Source organism: Cupriavidus sp. C2SS-8b, assembly GCF_057073745.1.
Genome location: NZ_CP172716.1, coordinates 2281720 through 2296414, shown reverse-complemented (window position 1 = coordinate 2296414; position 14695 = coordinate 2281720). Strand labels below are relative to the sequence as shown.

Genomic DNA, 14695 nt, shown 5'->3' with positions numbered 1-14695 from the left:
ACTGGCGACCTGTGATCGGGGAAGAAAAGAAAAACGGCTTAGACATCACTGTCTAAGCCGTTGATCTGTAAAGCAAAATACTGGTCGGAGCGATAGGATTCGAACCTACGACCCTCTGATCCCAAATCAGATGCGCTACCAGGCTGCGCTACGCTCCGAAGCCGGCTATTGTAGCGGGCTCGGCGTGGTGCGGTCAATCCATCTCAAAAAGTGTTGTCCGCAATGCCCCGAAGGTGCCGCCGCGCACGCACCCCTCGTCGGGCAGGTCAACTGCAGCTTGACTTGGATTCGGGCCCGGCGATAATCGCCAGACCGCCGCAGTCCGCCCGTCGCCGCTGGGAATCGATGGGGGTACACCTCATTGGCGGACTGTCCAGATCATCATGAAGAAGTGCGCTGCCGTTCGCGGAAAGCGTGCCCGCCGTACCAATCCGTTTGCCGCGTTGGCTGCCGGATGTCCGGAGCGGTCTGGCGGCAACTTGAAAACGACGGTCCCGAAGCAGGATCGACACAAAAAGGGACGGTGGCGTCGTGCGGGTCGCTGCCTGTCGCTGGACGGGAATGAAGATGTTTCAGTCGCACATGATTGTGCTCATTGCAGGGCTTCTGGCCCTGCAAATGGCGGTGGTTTGCGCCGTGCTGCGCCGCTCGCAGGGAATGGGGCTGAGCGGCCTGACGTCGTGGGCGCTCGGCGACCTTGTGGCCGCTTCAGCGGCCGCCATGCCGGCCGTGGCCGAGTTCACAGGGTACTGGCTGGCGGCCGATGCCGTCGACATGGTCCTGTTCGCCGGCATTTCGCTGATGGTGGTGGGCACGCGGCATTTCGCCGGCAGGCCTGGCCGCGCGTCCTTGCTGGTCGTCCTGAATCTGATTTTGGGTGCCGAGATTGCCGGTGGCACGTGGTTGCCGCATGCCGACTGGCTGCAGGCGCTGCGCCCATGGGTGCCGATAGCGCTCGGCATCGGACAGACGTTGCTGCTGCTGGATATCGTTCGCAGCGTTGTGCCGTTGCTCCGGCAGAAGCGGGGCACGGGCAGGTTCGCTGCGCTGTCGCTGGTGCTGATTGCTGCCGGCTGTGCCGGCCTGAATGCCTGGAATCTCTCCGGTTCCATCGCGCAGCCAGGTGTACCTGGTCTGCTGGCGCAGGACGGCTCGATGATCGTACTGAACATGTTCGCCGTGGTGGGGCTGTCGGTCAGCTTTGCCCTGATGGCCCACGACCGCCTCCGCCGGATGCTGGAGAGCAGGGCCAGCCATGACGACCTGACGGGACTGCTGGCGCGCGGCGCATTCTGGCAGCAGCTGGAGGAGGCGAGCGCGCTAGCGGACCGGAATGGCGAGCCCCTGACCGTCGCGTTCGTCGACCTGGACCACTTCAAAGCCATCAACGATGTCTACGGGCACCTGGCCGGCGATAGCGTGCTGAGGCATTTCGCGGGTTTGCTGCGCAAGACGGTGGGTCCGCAAGACATCATTGGCCGGCTCGGCGGCGAAGAGTTCGCCGTGGTCATGCAGGAGACCACGCTCGAGCGGGGACGCGTGACAAGCCTGCGCCTGAGCTCGGCCGTAAGAAGCACGCCGTGTCCTTCCGAGCCGGACGCGATTGCCTATACCGTCAGCATCGGCATGGCCCAGCGCGAGCCGACCGAGACCGTCGACAATCTGATGCGCCGCGCTGACCAGGCGCTCTACGATGCGAAGCACGCGGGCCGCAATTGCATATCGCTTCACCGTGACGGTAAGGCAGGGCATGGCACCGGCGCAGTCGCATCTGCGCCCTGGCAGCGGCGCGCGACTTCCTGATTCGCCGCGCGGCATCGCGCTGCGGTAGAATGCTGCCCTTCGCGTCCTTAGCTCAGCTGGATAGAGCACTCGCCTTCTAAGCGAGCGGTCAGAGGTTCGAGTCCTCTAGGACGCGCCAGTCTTTTTGCGGGACTGCGGTCAATTCTCGGCAAGGCCCGATCCGCGTATAGGTCCCGGTGACAATCTGCGGACAACGGCTGTCTTGCGGCCATGCGGCAGCAAGGGGGGCAGAGCGGGCTTCCTCGACTGTCCAGCCACTCCCGAATGGTAGTTATCTACTTCTTTTTGGTTGCTTCCGATTCGCGGTGAAGAGCGGTGCCCTGGTAATTTTGCCGCACGCTGCAGGTGCAGTTCCAACGCTTTCAGTTTGAACGTCAGTCCGTCTGTCCTGCACGAGTTCCGCGTTGCCGGAGGCCATTTGGAGATGCATTCGACATGACAGCCATCAGCGATTCGCAGTCACATGACGGCCCGCCCGTCAGCTTGTGGATGCAATGCCGCACACCAGTGCTGCTTACCATCGTCGGGGGCGCCATTGACACAATAGGCTTTATCGCTTTGCTGGGCTTTTTCACTGCCCATGTGACAGGCAACCTGGTGCTGGCCGGCGCTGCCTTCGTGAAGGGCGGAGCGGGACTGTGGATCAAGCTGGGCGCCATCCCGTTATTCATCGCCACGGTCATGCTTGTCAAAATCTGGATAGACCATTGCAGCCAGTCCCACAAGACCCTGGGCTGGCTGTTCGTGGCAGAGTCGGCATTCCTGTCGGCCTTCATGCTGGCGGGCTTGTACTTCGATCCATTTCGCGATCCGGACGCCGGCGCACTGGCCTTGACCGGCGGGCTGGGCCTGGTGGCCCTGGCGATCCGCAATACGGCGAGCAAGACGTTGATCAAGCACATCAGCCCCAGCACCATGATGACGGGCAATACCACTCAGCTTGGCATCGATCTGTCCAATTTCGTGCGCACGCTCAGCCGCGAGCATGGTACGGCCTTGCTGAAAAGCGCAAGCATCGTGGCGGGTTTCGTCCTGGGTGCATTTCTTGGTGCCGTGCTCTACGTGCGTATCGGGTTCTGGAGCGTGCTGCCCTTCATGCTGATCATTCTGTATCTGGCCAGTCTTTCATTCCGCAAACAGTTCATTTGAGGGAGTCCATCATCATCAACAAGAGCCGACTCGAGTCCTTCAGTGATGGTGTCATTGCCGTGAGCCTGACGCTGATGCTCTATCAGATTCAACTGCCGGCAGAATTCAACTGGAATGGCTTGCTGGCGGAGGCCCGGCAGTTCCTTGGCTATGTGCTCAGTTTTATTTACGTCGGCATTTACTGGAATAACCATCATCACTTGTTCCAGGTGGTGCGCGGAATAAACGGAAGAATCATGTGGGTCAATCTCAACCTGCTGTTCTGGTTGACGATGATTCCCATCGCGACCACCTGGATGGGGAAATCCGGCTTCCTGGCAATTCCGACTGCGCTATATGCTTTTGTGCTGTTCATGTGTGCCGTATCCTTTTGGGCGCTCCAGCGTGCCATCATTGCGGCGGAGGGAAAGGATTCCCAGCTCGCGGATACGATCGGCAAGGATCGGAAAGGGAAGTCCTCGCTGGTGGTGTATGCGCTGGCCATTGCGGCAAGCTTTTACAGCAGCGTTGGCGCAACGATTATTCTCGTTGCGATGGCTGCGCTTTGGTTTCTTCCTGATTCGCGCATCGAACGGCACCTCCTGAAGCAGGATGGCAGAAAGCCATAGCCGCGTTGAGCAACCCTTGCGCGCTCAGCCGGCATCGGCTCTGTCTCGTGGTCCTCAACGCCAGCTTCAGTCGTTGATGTAGTTGCCCGTGCTGTAGACCTTCTCGCACCACGCCGAACTCGCGCCGAGGAGCCTCGACAGCTTGGCAGCCGCCACCAGTTGCACGCGCGCAATCTCGCCGCGATCCGCTGCCTGCAGGCGCGTGGCGGGACCAGAAAGCGTCAGCGAGGCCATGAACTTGTCACCCGCGCCGAACAACGGCGTCGCGAATGCCGCGGTGTAGAGATCCCGCACGCCGGCGGTAAACCATGGCAGCGCCTCGTCGCGTTTTGCCGATTTTTCTTCCTTTCCCCAGTACTTGAGCACGGAGCCGACGGCGGTATCGTCGAGCGGCAGGATCGTGCCGGGCAGCCGCGTCTCGCGCAACCCTTCGCTGGGCTCGGCGCGATAGAGGCACATGCGCTGCTCGTCGCCATGCAGTACGTAGTACGACGCGCTTTCCTTCGTCGCCAGTGCCAGTTCCTGCAGCACGGGCTCGATGATCGAGCCGAGCTGGAACGATTGCTCGTAAAGCTTGCCGAGATAAAGCAGGCGCGGCCCGAGCGCAAAGCGGCCGTCGGCCGTGCGCACCACATAGCTCATCCGCTCGAGCGAGTTCAGCAGGCGGAAAACGGTCGTCTTGTGCATGCCCGATGTACTGGAAAGCTGCGCAAGCGATTGGATCTCGGCTCCCATCCGGAAGCAGTCCAGCAAGCCGAGCGCTTTTTCGACGGCGGCTACTCCGTGATTACTCATCGTTCATCCCTGTGCAAATTCTTGTCATTGTACTGTGTACAACGACATTTTGTAGCGTACACGGGTAAACGCCAAGTGGAGTCGCGACTTCAACGGACTATAGTTGTCTCAAATTTATGAAACGTCGTTGTACAGAATACAACGACAACAGCGGAGACAACCAATGCGTTCAGTCCGAACCTTTCTTCTCGCAGCCTTTGCGATGACCACGATGTCCGTCCAGGCCGCATGGCCCGACGACCGGCCCATCGAGGTGGTCGTCGGTTTTGCCGCCGGGGGAGGGACCGACTTGCTGGCCCGCGCCATGGCCCCGTTCCTTCAGAAGCATGTCGGCGGCAAGGCCCGCATCGTGGTGGTGAACAAGCCGGGCGCGTCGGGTGAGATCGCCTATTCCGCGCTCGCCCGTGCCACGGCGGACGGCTACACCATCGGCATCGTTTCGACGCCGTCGCTGCTGACCATCCCCATCCAGCGCAAGCCCAAGTACGACCCGGCGGCCATCGTTCCGCTGGCGCGCGTGATCGACGACCCGACGATGTTCGTGGTCGCCGGCGACAGCAAGCTCGCGTCGATGGCCGACCTCGTGAAGCAACTGAAGGCGAACCCCGAAGGCTTGGCGATGGGCAGCAACGGGATCGGCACCAATGGCCACATGGCTGCATTGGCGCTCCAGCAGGCGACCGGCGCCAAGGTCAATCACATTCCTTTCGCCGGGACGTCCCAGACCAAGACGAGCCTGCTGGGCCATCACATCGACGTGATGGCGATGAGCACCACCGAGTTCACCGAGGCGGACCGCGCCTCAAAGGACGTGAAGGTGCTGGCGCAACTGGGCAATGCGCGGCGCCCCGGACTGGTGGCCGACGTGCCGACCGCGCGCGAGCAGAAGCTCGACATCACGATCTCGTCGGAACGCGGTTTCGCGGCGCCGCGCGGCTTGCCGCCGGATGTCGCGAAGCGCCTGCAGGAGGCCATCGAAGCCACGACGAAAGACCCCGAATTCCTGGCCCGCGCCGTCAACGAGGCGCGCGGCATCTCCTACCTGTCCGGCGCGGCGTGGACCCAGCACATGGCCACGCAGCGCGGAAAGTTCGAAAGCCTCTGGAAGATCGCTTCCACGAAGTGACCCTCTTTTTTTTCCATTCCATTCGGAGTCGTACATGAGCAACCAAGCCAAAGCATCCGCCGCGATTCGTCGCGATTTCGAGCGCGTCTCGCCTGAACTGGTGGAGCGTGCCTCGAAGTTCCAGGCCGCCATCCTGGCGGACGTGGTCGGCCGTCGCGGCACGCTGAACGCTCGCGTGCAGGGACTGTCGCCGTCGATGAAGGTGGCCGGCCCGGCGCTGACCGTGGAAGTGCGTCCCGGCGACAACCTGATGTTCCACGTCGGCCTGGCACTGGCCAAGCCCGGCGATGTGATCGTCGTCGACGGCAAGGGCGACCAGACCGCCGCGCTGTGCGGCGAGATCATGGCAACCCAGGCGCAAACCTCGGGCGTGGCGGGCTTCGTGATCGACGCCGCCGTGCGCGATTCGCACGAACTGGCCCATGGCGATTTCCCGGTGTTCTCCGCCGGAACCAACCCGTGCGGCCCCACCAAGGCCATCGGTGGCCTGGTGAACTGGCCCGCTTCCGTGGCTGGCGTGGCGATCAACCCCGGCGACCTGATCGTCGGCGATGCCGACGGCGTGGTGGTGATCCCGCGCGAAGACGTGCCGGCCATCCTGGAACTGGCGCAGAAGAAAGTCGATGCCGAAGCCAAGCGCGTTGCCGCGATCAGGGCGGGCGACCTGCGCCCGGGCTGGCTCGACAAGGAACTGCGCGCCGCAGGCGTGCTGGCCGAAGGTGAGACGCTGTGAGTATCGTGAAGAAACCCGTCCTGCTGGTCACGGGCAATGACCTGGCGCCGCAGGCGCTCGAGTTGCTCAGGGATTTTGAAGTGTGCTTCGCAGGCAAGCAGTGCAGCGAAGACACCGTCGTCACCCTGGCGAAGGAGAAGGATCCCGTCGCCATCATCGTGCGCTACGGCAAGATCGGCCCCAGCGTGATGGATGCCGCGCCGTCGCTGAAGGTCATCTCCAAGCATGGCAGCGGCATCGACGTGATCGACCAGAAAGCGGCGGCCGAGCGCGGCATCGCGGTGAAGGCCGCGGTGGGCGCCAACGCGGCGGCCGTGGCGGAGCATGCCTGGGCGCTTATCCTGGCGTGCGCGAAAGCGGTGCCGCAACTGAACGACCGCATGCGCGCCGGCCATTGGGACAAGTCGGCGCACAAGACCATCGAGCTGAACGGCCGCACGCTGGGCGTCGTCGGCCTCGGCGAGATCGGACGTCGTGCGGCGGTGACCGGTGTGGCACTGGGCATGCACGTGATCGCCTTCGATCCGTTTGCCAGGACGGTGCCGGAAGGCGTCACGCTGATCGACCTGGCGCAACTGTTCCGCGAATCGGATGTCGTGTCGCTGCATTGCCCGCTGACCGACGAGAACCGCGGCATGCTCAACCGCGCAACGCTGGCCACTTTCAAGGACGGCGCCATCCTGGTCAACACGGCGCGCGGGGGCCTGATCGATGAACCGGCATTGGTCGAGGCACTGGAGAGCGGCAAGCTGTACGCCGCGGGGCTCGACAGCTTTGCCGTCGAACCGATGCCGGTGCCGCATCCGTTCCAGCAGGTGCCCAACCTGATCCTGTCGCCGCATATTGGCGGCGTCAGCGACGCAGCCTACGTGAACATGGGCGTGGGTGCGGCGAAGAATGTGATCGCAGTGCTGCAGGGCGCGGCAACGCCGGCTTGAACTGAAAAAAGAATCGACCGCAGGAGACAACGATGTTTCATCGCACATTCCCTTTGTTTGCCCTCGTCGCGACGCTGCTTGGTGGTGGCATGGCACCCGCATTTGCGGCCTATCCCGACAAGCCCGTTCGCATTGTCGTGCCCAATCCGCCAGGCGGCGCCGTCGATGTGGTGACGCGCAAGATCGCGCAGAAGCTGACGGTGCAGACGGGCCAGAGCTTTGTGGTCGAGAACAAGCCCGGTGCGTCGGGCACCATCGGCACGTCGCAAGTCGTCAACGCTGCCGCGGATGGCTACACGCTGCTGGCGAACGACAACTCGTACACCACGCTGCCTTATGTATTCAGGAAGCTGAACTGGGATCACCAGACTGCGCTGGTGCCGATTGCACCGTTCGCGTTCTCGCCGGTCGTGCTCGGTGTCAAGGCCGATTCGCGCTTCAAGGACCTGCAGTCGCTGGTGAGCTATGCCAAGGCGCATCCCGGAGAAGTGACGTTCGGCACGGGCGGCCCCGGCAGCTCGCCGCACTTTGCCGCCGAGGCCTTCCAGCAGGCGGCCGGCATCAAGCTGATGCACGTGCCGTACAAGGGCGCCGGCGAAGCGATGGTGGGCCTGCTGGGCGGCAGCGTCGACCTGCTGATGGTATCCACGCCGACCGCGCTGGCGCCGGTCAAGGGCAAGCAGATGCGGTTGCTTGCCATCAGCGGCAAGGGCCGTGTCGATGTGTTCCCGAGTGTGCCGACGTTTGCCGAAGCCGGCGTGCCCAGCTTCAGCCTGTTCAACTGGTCCGGCCTGGCTGCGCCCAAGGGCACGCCCAAGGAGGTCATTGCCCGCCTGCAGGCTGAAATCCGGAAGGCCCTGCAGGCGCCCGACATGAAGGAGTTCCTTGCGCAGATGGGGGCGCAGCCGGGCAACCTGGACAGCCCCGCCTTCGCGCAACTGATCCAGCGGGAAACCGCGCAGTGGGCTACCGTTGCACAGAAGGCCAACATCGAAAAGCAATAGCTGGACGACCCGCGGAGAGCCATGATGCTGCTGTTTCAGCCACCCGACGTCCGTGACGCCGCGGTGCTTACCCGCCTGCCGGAAGCGTTTCGCCGGCAGGACCGGGACAACGCCTGGTCGCGCGCCAATCGCGGCGGCACGGTAACCGACTCGTTCCTGGAAGGCCCCGTGTGGGCGGATGGCCATCTGTGGGTGACCGATATTCCCTACGGCCGCGTGTTCCGCGTGTCGCTGCAGGGAGATTGGGAACTGGTGGCCGAGTACGACGGCGAGCCGAACGGCATGAAGCGCATGGCCGGCGGCGACTTCCTCATCACCGACTACCGCAACGGCCTGATGCGGCTGGACGCCAGCACCGGTGCGGTCACGCCTTTCCTGGAGCGCAGGAATTCCGAGCGCTTTCGGGGCGTCAACGACCTGACTTTCGATTCGGCGGGCAACCTGTACTTCACCGACCAGGGGCAGACCGGCATGCATGATCCCACCGGCCGCGTCTATCGCCTGGCGCCCGAAGGCCGGCTCGACCTGCTGCTGGACAACTGTCCCAGCCCGAACGGGCTCGTACTGTCGCCCGATGAAAAAGTGCTGTTCGTCGCCATGACGCGCGGCAACTGTGTATGGCGCGTGCCGCTCCAAGCCGATGGCTCGGTCAGCAAGGTCGGCCAGTTCTTTACGTCATATGGGCCCAGTGGCCCGGATGGCCTGGCGATGCGCGCGGACGGCCATCTGCTGGTGGCGAATCCGGGGCTCGGTTATGTGTGGGTACTCAACCATCGCGCCGAGCCGGTCGAGGTGATTCGCACGCCCATCGGCGCGTCGCTGACCAATCTTTGCTTTGGTGGCGCGGATGGCAAGACCCTGCTGATGACCGAATCCACCACGGGCTCGATCCTGTGCGCCGACATGCCGGAAGGCGGTGCGCCGGTGCACGAAGGGCGCGCGGCATGACGCATTTCTTCAACCGATGGGCCACGTGAACCTGGGCTGTTGCGGGTAGGAGAATGCCCGCTACGCCACCAGCATGCTCGCGCCTATGCTGTTCACATGGCGCACGATTCGCTTGCCCGTTACCGCGATAAACGTGATTTTCGAGTCACGGAAGAGCCGGCTGCGCGCAAGCGTACCCGTCGTTCCGCGACGAAGCCGCTGCGCTTTGTGATCCAGAAGCACTGGGCGAGACGCTTGCATTACGACTTCCGCCTTGAACTCGATGGGGTGCTGCTGAGCTGGGCGGTGCCGAAGGGGCCGAGTTTTGACCCGTCCGACAAGCGCATCGCGATCCACGTCGAGGATCATCCGATCGACTATGCCGGCTTCGAAGGAACCATTCCGCCTAAGCAATATGGCGCCGGCTCCGTCATCGTCTGGGACAACGGCACGTGGGAACCGGTCGGTGATGCCCAGGCTGGCATGGCGAAAGGCAAGCTGGAATTCGCGCTGCATGGACAGAAGCTGGCGGGCCGCTGGGAACTGGTGAAGATCTCGAAACCGGGCGAGGCCGACGACCAGTGGATGCTTTTCAAGAAGCGCGATCAGTGGGCACGGCCTCATGCGGAGTTCGATGTCATCACGGCCCTGCCCGACAGCGTGGTCGCGCATCCGCTCGGGCCGGTCGAGCAGCGCGAGAACAGCCGCGGCGTGAAGGAGCCGGACGAGCCCGACCTTTCGGCGGCCGTGAACGCGCCATTGCCGGCGCGCCTCGCACCGCAGCTCGCCACGCCGACGGCCAGCCTGCCATCAGGCGGCGGGTGGATCATCGAGACGAAGTTCGATGGCTACCGGCTGCTTGCGCGGATCGTCGACGCCAAGGTGCATCTGATCACGCGCAACGGCCATGACTGGACCCGCAAGCTGGCCAGCCTTGCGAAGGAAGTCGAGAAGCTCGATATTTCCGAGGGCTGGCTTGACGGTGAAATCGTGGTGCTGCGCGATGGCTTGCCGGATTTCAATGCGTTGCAGAACGCGATCGATGGGCACCAGAACGACGCGATCGTCTACTTCCTGTTTGATGTTCCGTACTGGGAGGGGCGCGACCTTCGCCGCGTGCCCTTGCGCGAGCGCCGCGCGCATCTGGCCCGGCTGATCGGCGAGCATTCGGACCGCGTTCGTTTCAGCGAGAGCTTTGACGCGCCCGCGGCACAGGTCTTCCAGGCCGCGGCCGAGCTCGGCCTGGAGGGCGTCATGCTGAAGCGGGCCGATGCAGTCTACAGCTCATCGCGCAATGCCGACTGGCTCAAGGCCAAATGCCGCTTGCGACAGGAATTTGTCATCTGCGGCTTTTCGGAGCGGGAGGGTGCCCCGGGCGAAATCGGCAGCTTGCTGCTTGGCGTGAATGAGGACGGCCAACTGCGCTATGCCGGCAACGTCGGCACGGGGTGGGACAGCAAGACTGCCGCGACCCTGCGGAACAAGCTTTCAAGGCTCGCGACCGAAGTGGCCCCGTTTCCACCGGCCACCATCCGGCGCAGCCGATGGGGGACTGCGCGGACCGGTGCGCCGCAATGGGTGAAGCCATCGCTCGTGGCAGAGGTCGAGTTTGCCGAATGGACGTCATCGGGACAGGTGCGCCAGGCATCGTTCAAGGCGCTGCGCAGCGAAACGCCGGCGAGCGACGTCCGGCGCGAAGCCGTTCGGGTCGACCCCACGCCATCGCGCACCAACGTGAAGGTCACCAACCCAGAGCGCGTGATCGATGCCTCGGCCGGCATCACCAAGCTCGACCTGGTGCGCTACTACGAGAGCGTGGCGGAGTGGATGCTGCCCCATCTCGCACTGCGCCCCGTGGCCTTGCTACGCGCCCCGGACGGCATCGGCGGCGAGGTCTTCTTCCAGAAGCACGCCGAGACCACGAGTTTGCCGGGTCTGACCGAACAACCCGCGGCATTGTGGCCGGGACACGGCCGCCTGCTGACGGTCGAGTCGGCCGACGGGCTTGTCGCAGCCGCGCAGCTTAACGTGGTCGAGTTCCACACGTGGAATTCGACGACCGCAGCCCTGCTCCAGCCCGATCGCGTCATCTTCGACCTCGACCCCGGGGAAGGCGTGCCGTGGCAGCACGTGCAGGAGGCCGCCTTGCTCGTGCAGACCCTGTTGGGCGAACTGGGCCTGCAGGCGTGGCTGAAGACGAGCGGCGGAAAGGGTTTGCACGTCGTCGTGCCACTCGCTCCGGCGCTTGACTACGATACCGTGAAGGCCTTCTCGCGCGCGGCCGTCATGCACCTGGCGCGGGCCATTCCGCAGCGGTTCGTGGCGAAGTCCGGCCCCAGCAATCGCAAGGGGCGGGTCTTTGTCGACTACCTGCGGAACGGCACCGCGCAGACCACGGCTGCAGCGTTTTCGGCGCGCGCCCGGCCCGGCATGGGGGTGTCGATGCCAGTATCATGGGATCAGCTGCTGCAGCTCAAAAGCGCGGATCAATGGAACGTCGGCAACGCTCGGGAATACCTGAGCTTCCGCACCGGCGACCCGTGGAGTGAATTCTGGTCATCCCCCCAGACCCTGGAAGGCGCGATCGAGCACTTGGCCTGAGCGCGCAAGGTTTTTAATTTGTGACGTGGAGAAAGCATTATGGCTGCGCGATCACTGGCATCCCTGTCCCTGTCGTTCGGCCTCGTGTCGATTCCGGTCAAGCTGTACACGGCGACAGATTCCGAAAGCGCGGTGCGCTTCAACCTTCTCAGCAAGGAAGGCTCGCGGCTCAAGCAGCAGTATGTGTCGGAGCAGACGCGGGAAGTGGTCCCGCGCGACCAGATGGTCAAGGGCTACGAATTCGAGAAGGACCAGTTCGTGATCTTCAGCCCCGATGAGCTGAAGGCGCTCGAAGAAGGCGCGAGCCACCTCGTGGAGATCGTCGCGTTCGTGCCGGAGAAGGGCGTCGACCCGATCTATTACGACAAGACCTACTACATCGCGCCCGACAAGCGTGGCGGCAAGCCGTACAGCCTGCTGCGTGCCGCCATGGCCAGGACCGGGCGGTGCGCCATCGCCAAGTGGGCCGCGAAAGGCAAGTCGCATATGGTGCAGATCCGGCCGATCGAGGGCGGCCTGGTCTTCCAGCAGTTGCTGTTTGCCGATGAAGTCCGGTCGATTGTCGACCTGCATGTCGAGGAAGTCGCGGTGTCCGACGCGGAACTGAAGCTGGCGATCCAGCTGATCGAGCAGGCCTCGGAGGATCACTACGACGCCAGCCAGTATCGCGATGAGGAAAAGCAGCGCGTGCTGGCTGCCATCGATGCAAAGATCGCCGGCAAGCAGATCGTGTCGCCGGAACCGGTCGAGGTCTCTCCGTCGGGCCAGGTCATTGACCTGGTGGAGGCGCTGAAGAAGAGCTTGTCGGCCGGCAAGAGAACCGCGCCGGCTGCCAAGACCGCCGCGGTCAAGGCGGCTACGGGCGAATCGCCGGCACCACGCAAGAGTGCCAAGCGAACCGCATCGACCGTGGCGGCCGTTCCCAAGCGTGCGGTGAAGAAGGCTTGAGCATGCTGTCTTACACATTGAGCGACGTGCTGGCCCTGGTCGGCATTTCGCGTTCCGTGGTCAATGCCATGCTGACGGCCGGCGTGGTGACGCCCGGGCGTGACCGCGGCAACGCTTACCGCTTTTCCTTTCAGGACCTGCTGCTGTTCCGTACCGCCCATTCCTTGCGCGCGGCGAACGTGCCCACGCGGCGTGTGGTCCGGTCACTCAAGAAGCTCGAAAGCCTGGAAGCCGGTCGGCCGCTGACCGGTGTCCGCATTACGGCGCATGGCGGCACCGTTGCCGCCCGGGACGCCCACGGTCAGTGGCAAGTCGAGACCGGCCAGCGGATCATCGATTTCGACGCGCGCGAGCGTCCGGCCCGCGTGGTGACGATCGGGGCTCCGTCGACGCGGACGCCGGCGGCAGCGATGGATGGCTATGCGCTGTTCGAGATGGCCCACGCGCTTGAGCGCGCAGGATCCGCCGAAGCCGCGGCGGTCTACCGGCAGGCCATCGCCGCGGCGCCGGGGCTGGTCGATGCCTACGTGAATCTCGGGTACATGATGTGCGAGCGCGCCGCGTTCGACGAAGCCATCGCGCTGTATCGAACCGCACTCGAACGAGGCACGGATGCGCCGCTGATTCGCTTCAATCTGGCGGTGGCACTGGAAGACAGCGGCGATGCCGTGGCAGCGTTGGCTGAATACCATGTCTGCATCGCGCTGGCTCCCGATTTTGCGGACGCGCACTACAACGCGGCAAGACTGCATGAAGTGCTGGGGGACAACCAGAGGGCCATCCGCCACTATCACCAGTACAGGAAGCTGGAGTCTGGCCGCTGACGCGACGGCTTGCTCAGGTGCAATTCGCCCGGTACGTCTCCTGCAATGCCTTGCGGCTCTTGTCCCGTTCAATCTTCGGGATCGGGCGACCCTGCGCGTTATGCGTGGCGGTACCGGACGACTGGTAATTCCGCTGTTTCGAGGTCCCGTTGAATTCGTCCTTCAGCGCCTCGCACTTGGCGCGCCTGGCTTCCTCGGGATCGGTGCTGCCGCCCGAGGGCGGGCGATAGGGGTTGGTGCCGCCCTGGACCGCCTCGGAGATCGCGTTGGCCGCGCCTTGGCCCTGGCCCGGCGCGGTCTGCGCCTGGGCCGTGGAGGCAAGGCCCAGCACCATCAGGCCGGTCAGAAACAACGGAAGGGGCTTGCGCATGGGGTCTCCGGAGGAAGGGAATGCCGCTGGCCTGTCCAGCGGGCTAGACTAAGGGTAGCGATGCCGGGCTCGGTATGTCAAAGCGGCACGCCGCGGACGGGATTTCAAGAGGGGGGCCTCCATGCGTCTGATCCGTACCCGCCATGCGCGGGCTGCCGTGCTGGTGCTCGTCATGGCGACGTCGCCGGTCCACGCGTATTTCGATCATTTCCTGAAAAACACCGTCGTGGGGACCCTTCAGAAAGACGAGGTTCCGCAATACATCCAGCTCTACAAGGACGCGCTCACCAACCTGCCGGATGGCGGCACGGCACCCGTGCACTTTCCCGCGGTCAACCGGCGTCCGGCCATCGACGGCACGCTCACGGTCGAGCGCAGCCGGACGGAGCAGGGTAAAAAATGCCGCCGCGTGCGTTCCGACCTGACCCAATCCGGCCGCAAGGAACACTGGGCGGGATGGTTCTGCCAGACGCCGGACGGGGACTGGAAGCGGCAAACCTCGAAGCGCTGAGCCGGCTGTTGCACACCAAATGCCTTGTACTTCACCAAAGATGAGCTAGAACATACAGGGGATGCGGCCACATTTGTGGCGACGAACGGGGGACTGATCATGGCCGTGTTGTTTCTGGGGAACGTCGACGCCGGAACCACCGACGAGGAAGTTCGGGATTTCCTGACTAAATACGGCTTCCCGGCCTGCGACGAGATCGAGCATGTGAAGGGCGACGGCACGCATCCGGGCGTGACGCTGATCTTCAACGAACTCGACCCCGAAGCGCTGCGCAAGCTGCAGCCGCGCATCCATGGCATGTTCTGGAAGGGCCACAAGATCAACGCCATGGTGATGGCCGAACGTTACCGGTGACATA

At 63.8% G+C, this 14695-nt stretch carries 15 protein-coding genes and 2 tRNA genes; 14 read left to right on the top strand and 3 right to left on the bottom strand.

Features of this window, described 5'->3' with window-relative positions:
* Nucleotides 1-81: 81 nt before the first annotated feature.
* Nucleotides 82-158, bottom strand: a tRNA-Pro gene (locus ACIGJB_RS10610).
* A 373-nt stretch (nt 159-531) separates the two neighbouring features.
* Between ACIGJB_RS10610 and ACIGJB_RS10605 the strand changes: the two genes are divergently transcribed.
* The 4 genes from ACIGJB_RS10605 (at nt 532) to ACIGJB_RS10590 (ending at nt 3560) form a co-directional block, all read left to right on the top strand.
* The gene (locus tag ACIGJB_RS10605) at nt 532-1803 is read left to right on the top strand and encodes a GGDEF domain-containing protein (protein WP_483729797.1); all 1272 of its coding nucleotides are present in this window, start codon (nt 532-534) and stop codon (nt 1801-1803) included.
* A 41-nt stretch (nt 1804-1844) separates the two neighbouring features.
* Nucleotides 1845-1921, top strand: a tRNA-Arg gene (locus ACIGJB_RS10600).
* Nucleotides 1922-2238: 317 nt separating this feature from the next.
* Nucleotides 2239-2952, top strand: coding sequence for a YoaK family protein (locus tag ACIGJB_RS10595; RefSeq protein ID WP_483729796.1), 714 nt, complete (start codon nt 2239-2241; stop codon nt 2950-2952).
* Nucleotides 2953-3011: 59 nt separating this feature from the next.
* Complete coding sequence (locus tag ACIGJB_RS10590; protein WP_483729795.1) at nt 3012-3560, top strand: TMEM175 family protein; 549 nt, start codon at nt 3012-3014, stop codon at nt 3558-3560.
* A gap of 66 nt (nt 3561-3626) precedes the next feature.
* Here ACIGJB_RS10590 and ACIGJB_RS10585 read toward each other — a convergent pair whose 3' ends face one another.
* Entirely contained in the window at nt 3627-4355 is a 729-nt protein-coding gene (locus ACIGJB_RS10585; RefSeq protein ID WP_483729794.1) for an IclR family transcriptional regulator, read from the bottom strand.
* 163 nt (nt 4356-4518) lie between these two features.
* Between ACIGJB_RS10585 and ACIGJB_RS10580 the strand changes: the two genes are divergently transcribed.
* The 8 genes from ACIGJB_RS10580 (at nt 4519) to ACIGJB_RS10545 (ending at nt 13456) form a co-directional block, all read left to right on the top strand.
* Nucleotides 4519-5481 (top strand): tripartite tricarboxylate transporter substrate binding protein, encoded by a 963-nt coding sequence (locus ACIGJB_RS10580; RefSeq protein ID WP_483729793.1) that lies wholly within the window; start codon nt 4519-4521, stop codon nt 5479-5481.
* A 34-nt stretch (nt 5482-5515) separates the two neighbouring features.
* Nucleotides 5516-6214: an RraA family protein gene (locus tag ACIGJB_RS10575; RefSeq protein ID WP_483729792.1), complete on the top strand. Its 699-nt coding sequence runs from the start codon at nt 5516-5518 to the stop codon at nt 6212-6214.
* The gene (locus ACIGJB_RS10570; protein ID WP_483729791.1) at nt 6211-7152 is read left to right on the top strand and encodes a hydroxyacid dehydrogenase; all 942 of its coding nucleotides are present in this window, start codon (nt 6211-6213) and stop codon (nt 7150-7152) included. The genes ACIGJB_RS10575 and ACIGJB_RS10570 overlap by 4 nt, the downstream gene beginning before the upstream one ends.
* Nucleotides 7153-7184: 32 nt before the next feature.
* Nucleotides 7185-8156, top strand: a complete 972-nt coding sequence (locus tag ACIGJB_RS10565) for a Bug family tripartite tricarboxylate transporter substrate binding protein (RefSeq protein WP_483729790.1) — start codon at nt 7185-7187, stop codon at nt 8154-8156.
* Between the two features lie 24 nt (nt 8157-8180).
* A complete protein-coding gene (locus ACIGJB_RS10560; protein ID WP_483732310.1) occupies nt 8181-9104 on the top strand; it encodes an SMP-30/gluconolactonase/LRE family protein in 924 nt (307 codons plus the stop codon).
* A 96-nt stretch (nt 9105-9200) separates the two neighbouring features.
* On the top strand, nt 9201-11684 hold the full coding sequence (gene ligD, locus ACIGJB_RS10555; protein WP_483729789.1) for a DNA ligase D: 2484 nt from the start codon (nt 9201-9203) through the stop codon (nt 11682-11684).
* A 39-nt stretch (nt 11685-11723) separates the two neighbouring features.
* Nucleotides 11724-12632, top strand: a complete 909-nt coding sequence (ku, locus tag ACIGJB_RS10550; protein WP_483729788.1) for a non-homologous end joining protein Ku — start codon at nt 11724-11726, stop codon at nt 12630-12632.
* A gap of 2 nt (nt 12633-12634) precedes the next feature.
* Nucleotides 12635-13456, top strand: a complete 822-nt coding sequence (locus ACIGJB_RS10545) for a tetratricopeptide repeat protein (RefSeq protein ID WP_483729787.1) — start codon at nt 12635-12637, stop codon at nt 13454-13456.
* A 13-nt stretch (nt 13457-13469) separates the two neighbouring features.
* On the opposite strand, the gene ACIGJB_RS10540 is transcribed toward ACIGJB_RS10545, so the two are convergent.
* A complete protein-coding gene (locus tag ACIGJB_RS10540; protein ID WP_483729786.1) occupies nt 13470-13826 on the bottom strand; it encodes a hypothetical protein in 357 nt (118 codons plus the stop codon).
* A 121-nt stretch (nt 13827-13947) separates the two neighbouring features.
* Here ACIGJB_RS10540 and ACIGJB_RS10535 point away from each other — a divergent pair, with 121 nt between their 5' ends.
* Complete coding sequence (locus ACIGJB_RS10535) at nt 13948-14337, top strand: hypothetical protein (protein ID WP_483729785.1); 390 nt, start codon at nt 13948-13950, stop codon at nt 14335-14337.
* A gap of 99 nt (nt 14338-14436) precedes the next feature.
* Nucleotides 14437-14691, top strand: a complete 255-nt coding sequence (locus tag ACIGJB_RS10530) for an RNA-binding protein (RefSeq protein WP_483729784.1) — start codon at nt 14437-14439, stop codon at nt 14689-14691.
* The last annotated feature ends 4 nt before the right edge of the window (nt 14692-14695 follow it).

Excerpts from the sequence above, each read along its gene's own strand:
- ACIGJB_RS10585 (WP_483729794.1), bottom strand. The coding sequence starts at position 4,355 with ATGAGTAATCACGGAGTAGCCGCCGTCGAAAAAGCGCTCGGCTTGCTG.
- ACIGJB_RS10575 (WP_483729792.1), top strand. The coding sequence starts at position 5,516 with ATGAGCAACCAAGCCAAAGCATCCGCCGCGATTCGTCGCGATTTCGAG.
- ACIGJB_RS10595 (WP_483729796.1), top strand. The coding sequence starts at position 2,239 with ATGACAGCCATCAGCGATTCGCAGTCACATGACGGCCCGCCCGTCAGC.
- ACIGJB_RS10535 (WP_483729785.1), top strand. The coding sequence starts at position 13,948 with ATGCGTCTGATCCGTACCCGCCATGCGCGGGCTGCCGTGCTGGTGCTC.
- ligD (WP_483729789.1), top strand. The coding sequence starts at position 9,201 with ATGGCGCACGATTCGCTTGCCCGTTACCGCGATAAACGTGATTTTCGA.
- ACIGJB_RS10540 (WP_483729786.1), bottom strand. The coding sequence starts at position 13,826 with ATGCGCAAGCCCCTTCCGTTGTTTCTGACCGGCCTGATGGTGCTGGGC.
- ACIGJB_RS10545 (WP_483729787.1), top strand. The coding sequence starts at position 12,635 with ATGCTGTCTTACACATTGAGCGACGTGCTGGCCCTGGTCGGCATTTCG.
- ACIGJB_RS10530 (WP_483729784.1), top strand. The coding sequence starts at position 14,437 with ATGGCCGTGTTGTTTCTGGGGAACGTCGACGCCGGAACCACCGACGAG.
- ACIGJB_RS10565 (WP_483729790.1), top strand. The coding sequence starts at position 7,185 with ATGTTTCATCGCACATTCCCTTTGTTTGCCCTCGTCGCGACGCTGCTT.
- ACIGJB_RS10560 (WP_483732310.1), top strand. The coding sequence starts at position 8,181 with ATGCTGCTGTTTCAGCCACCCGACGTCCGTGACGCCGCGGTGCTTACC.
- ACIGJB_RS10580 (WP_483729793.1), top strand. The coding sequence starts at position 4,519 with ATGCGTTCAGTCCGAACCTTTCTTCTCGCAGCCTTTGCGATGACCACG.
- ku (WP_483729788.1), top strand. The coding sequence starts at position 11,724 with ATGGCTGCGCGATCACTGGCATCCCTGTCCCTGTCGTTCGGCCTCGTG.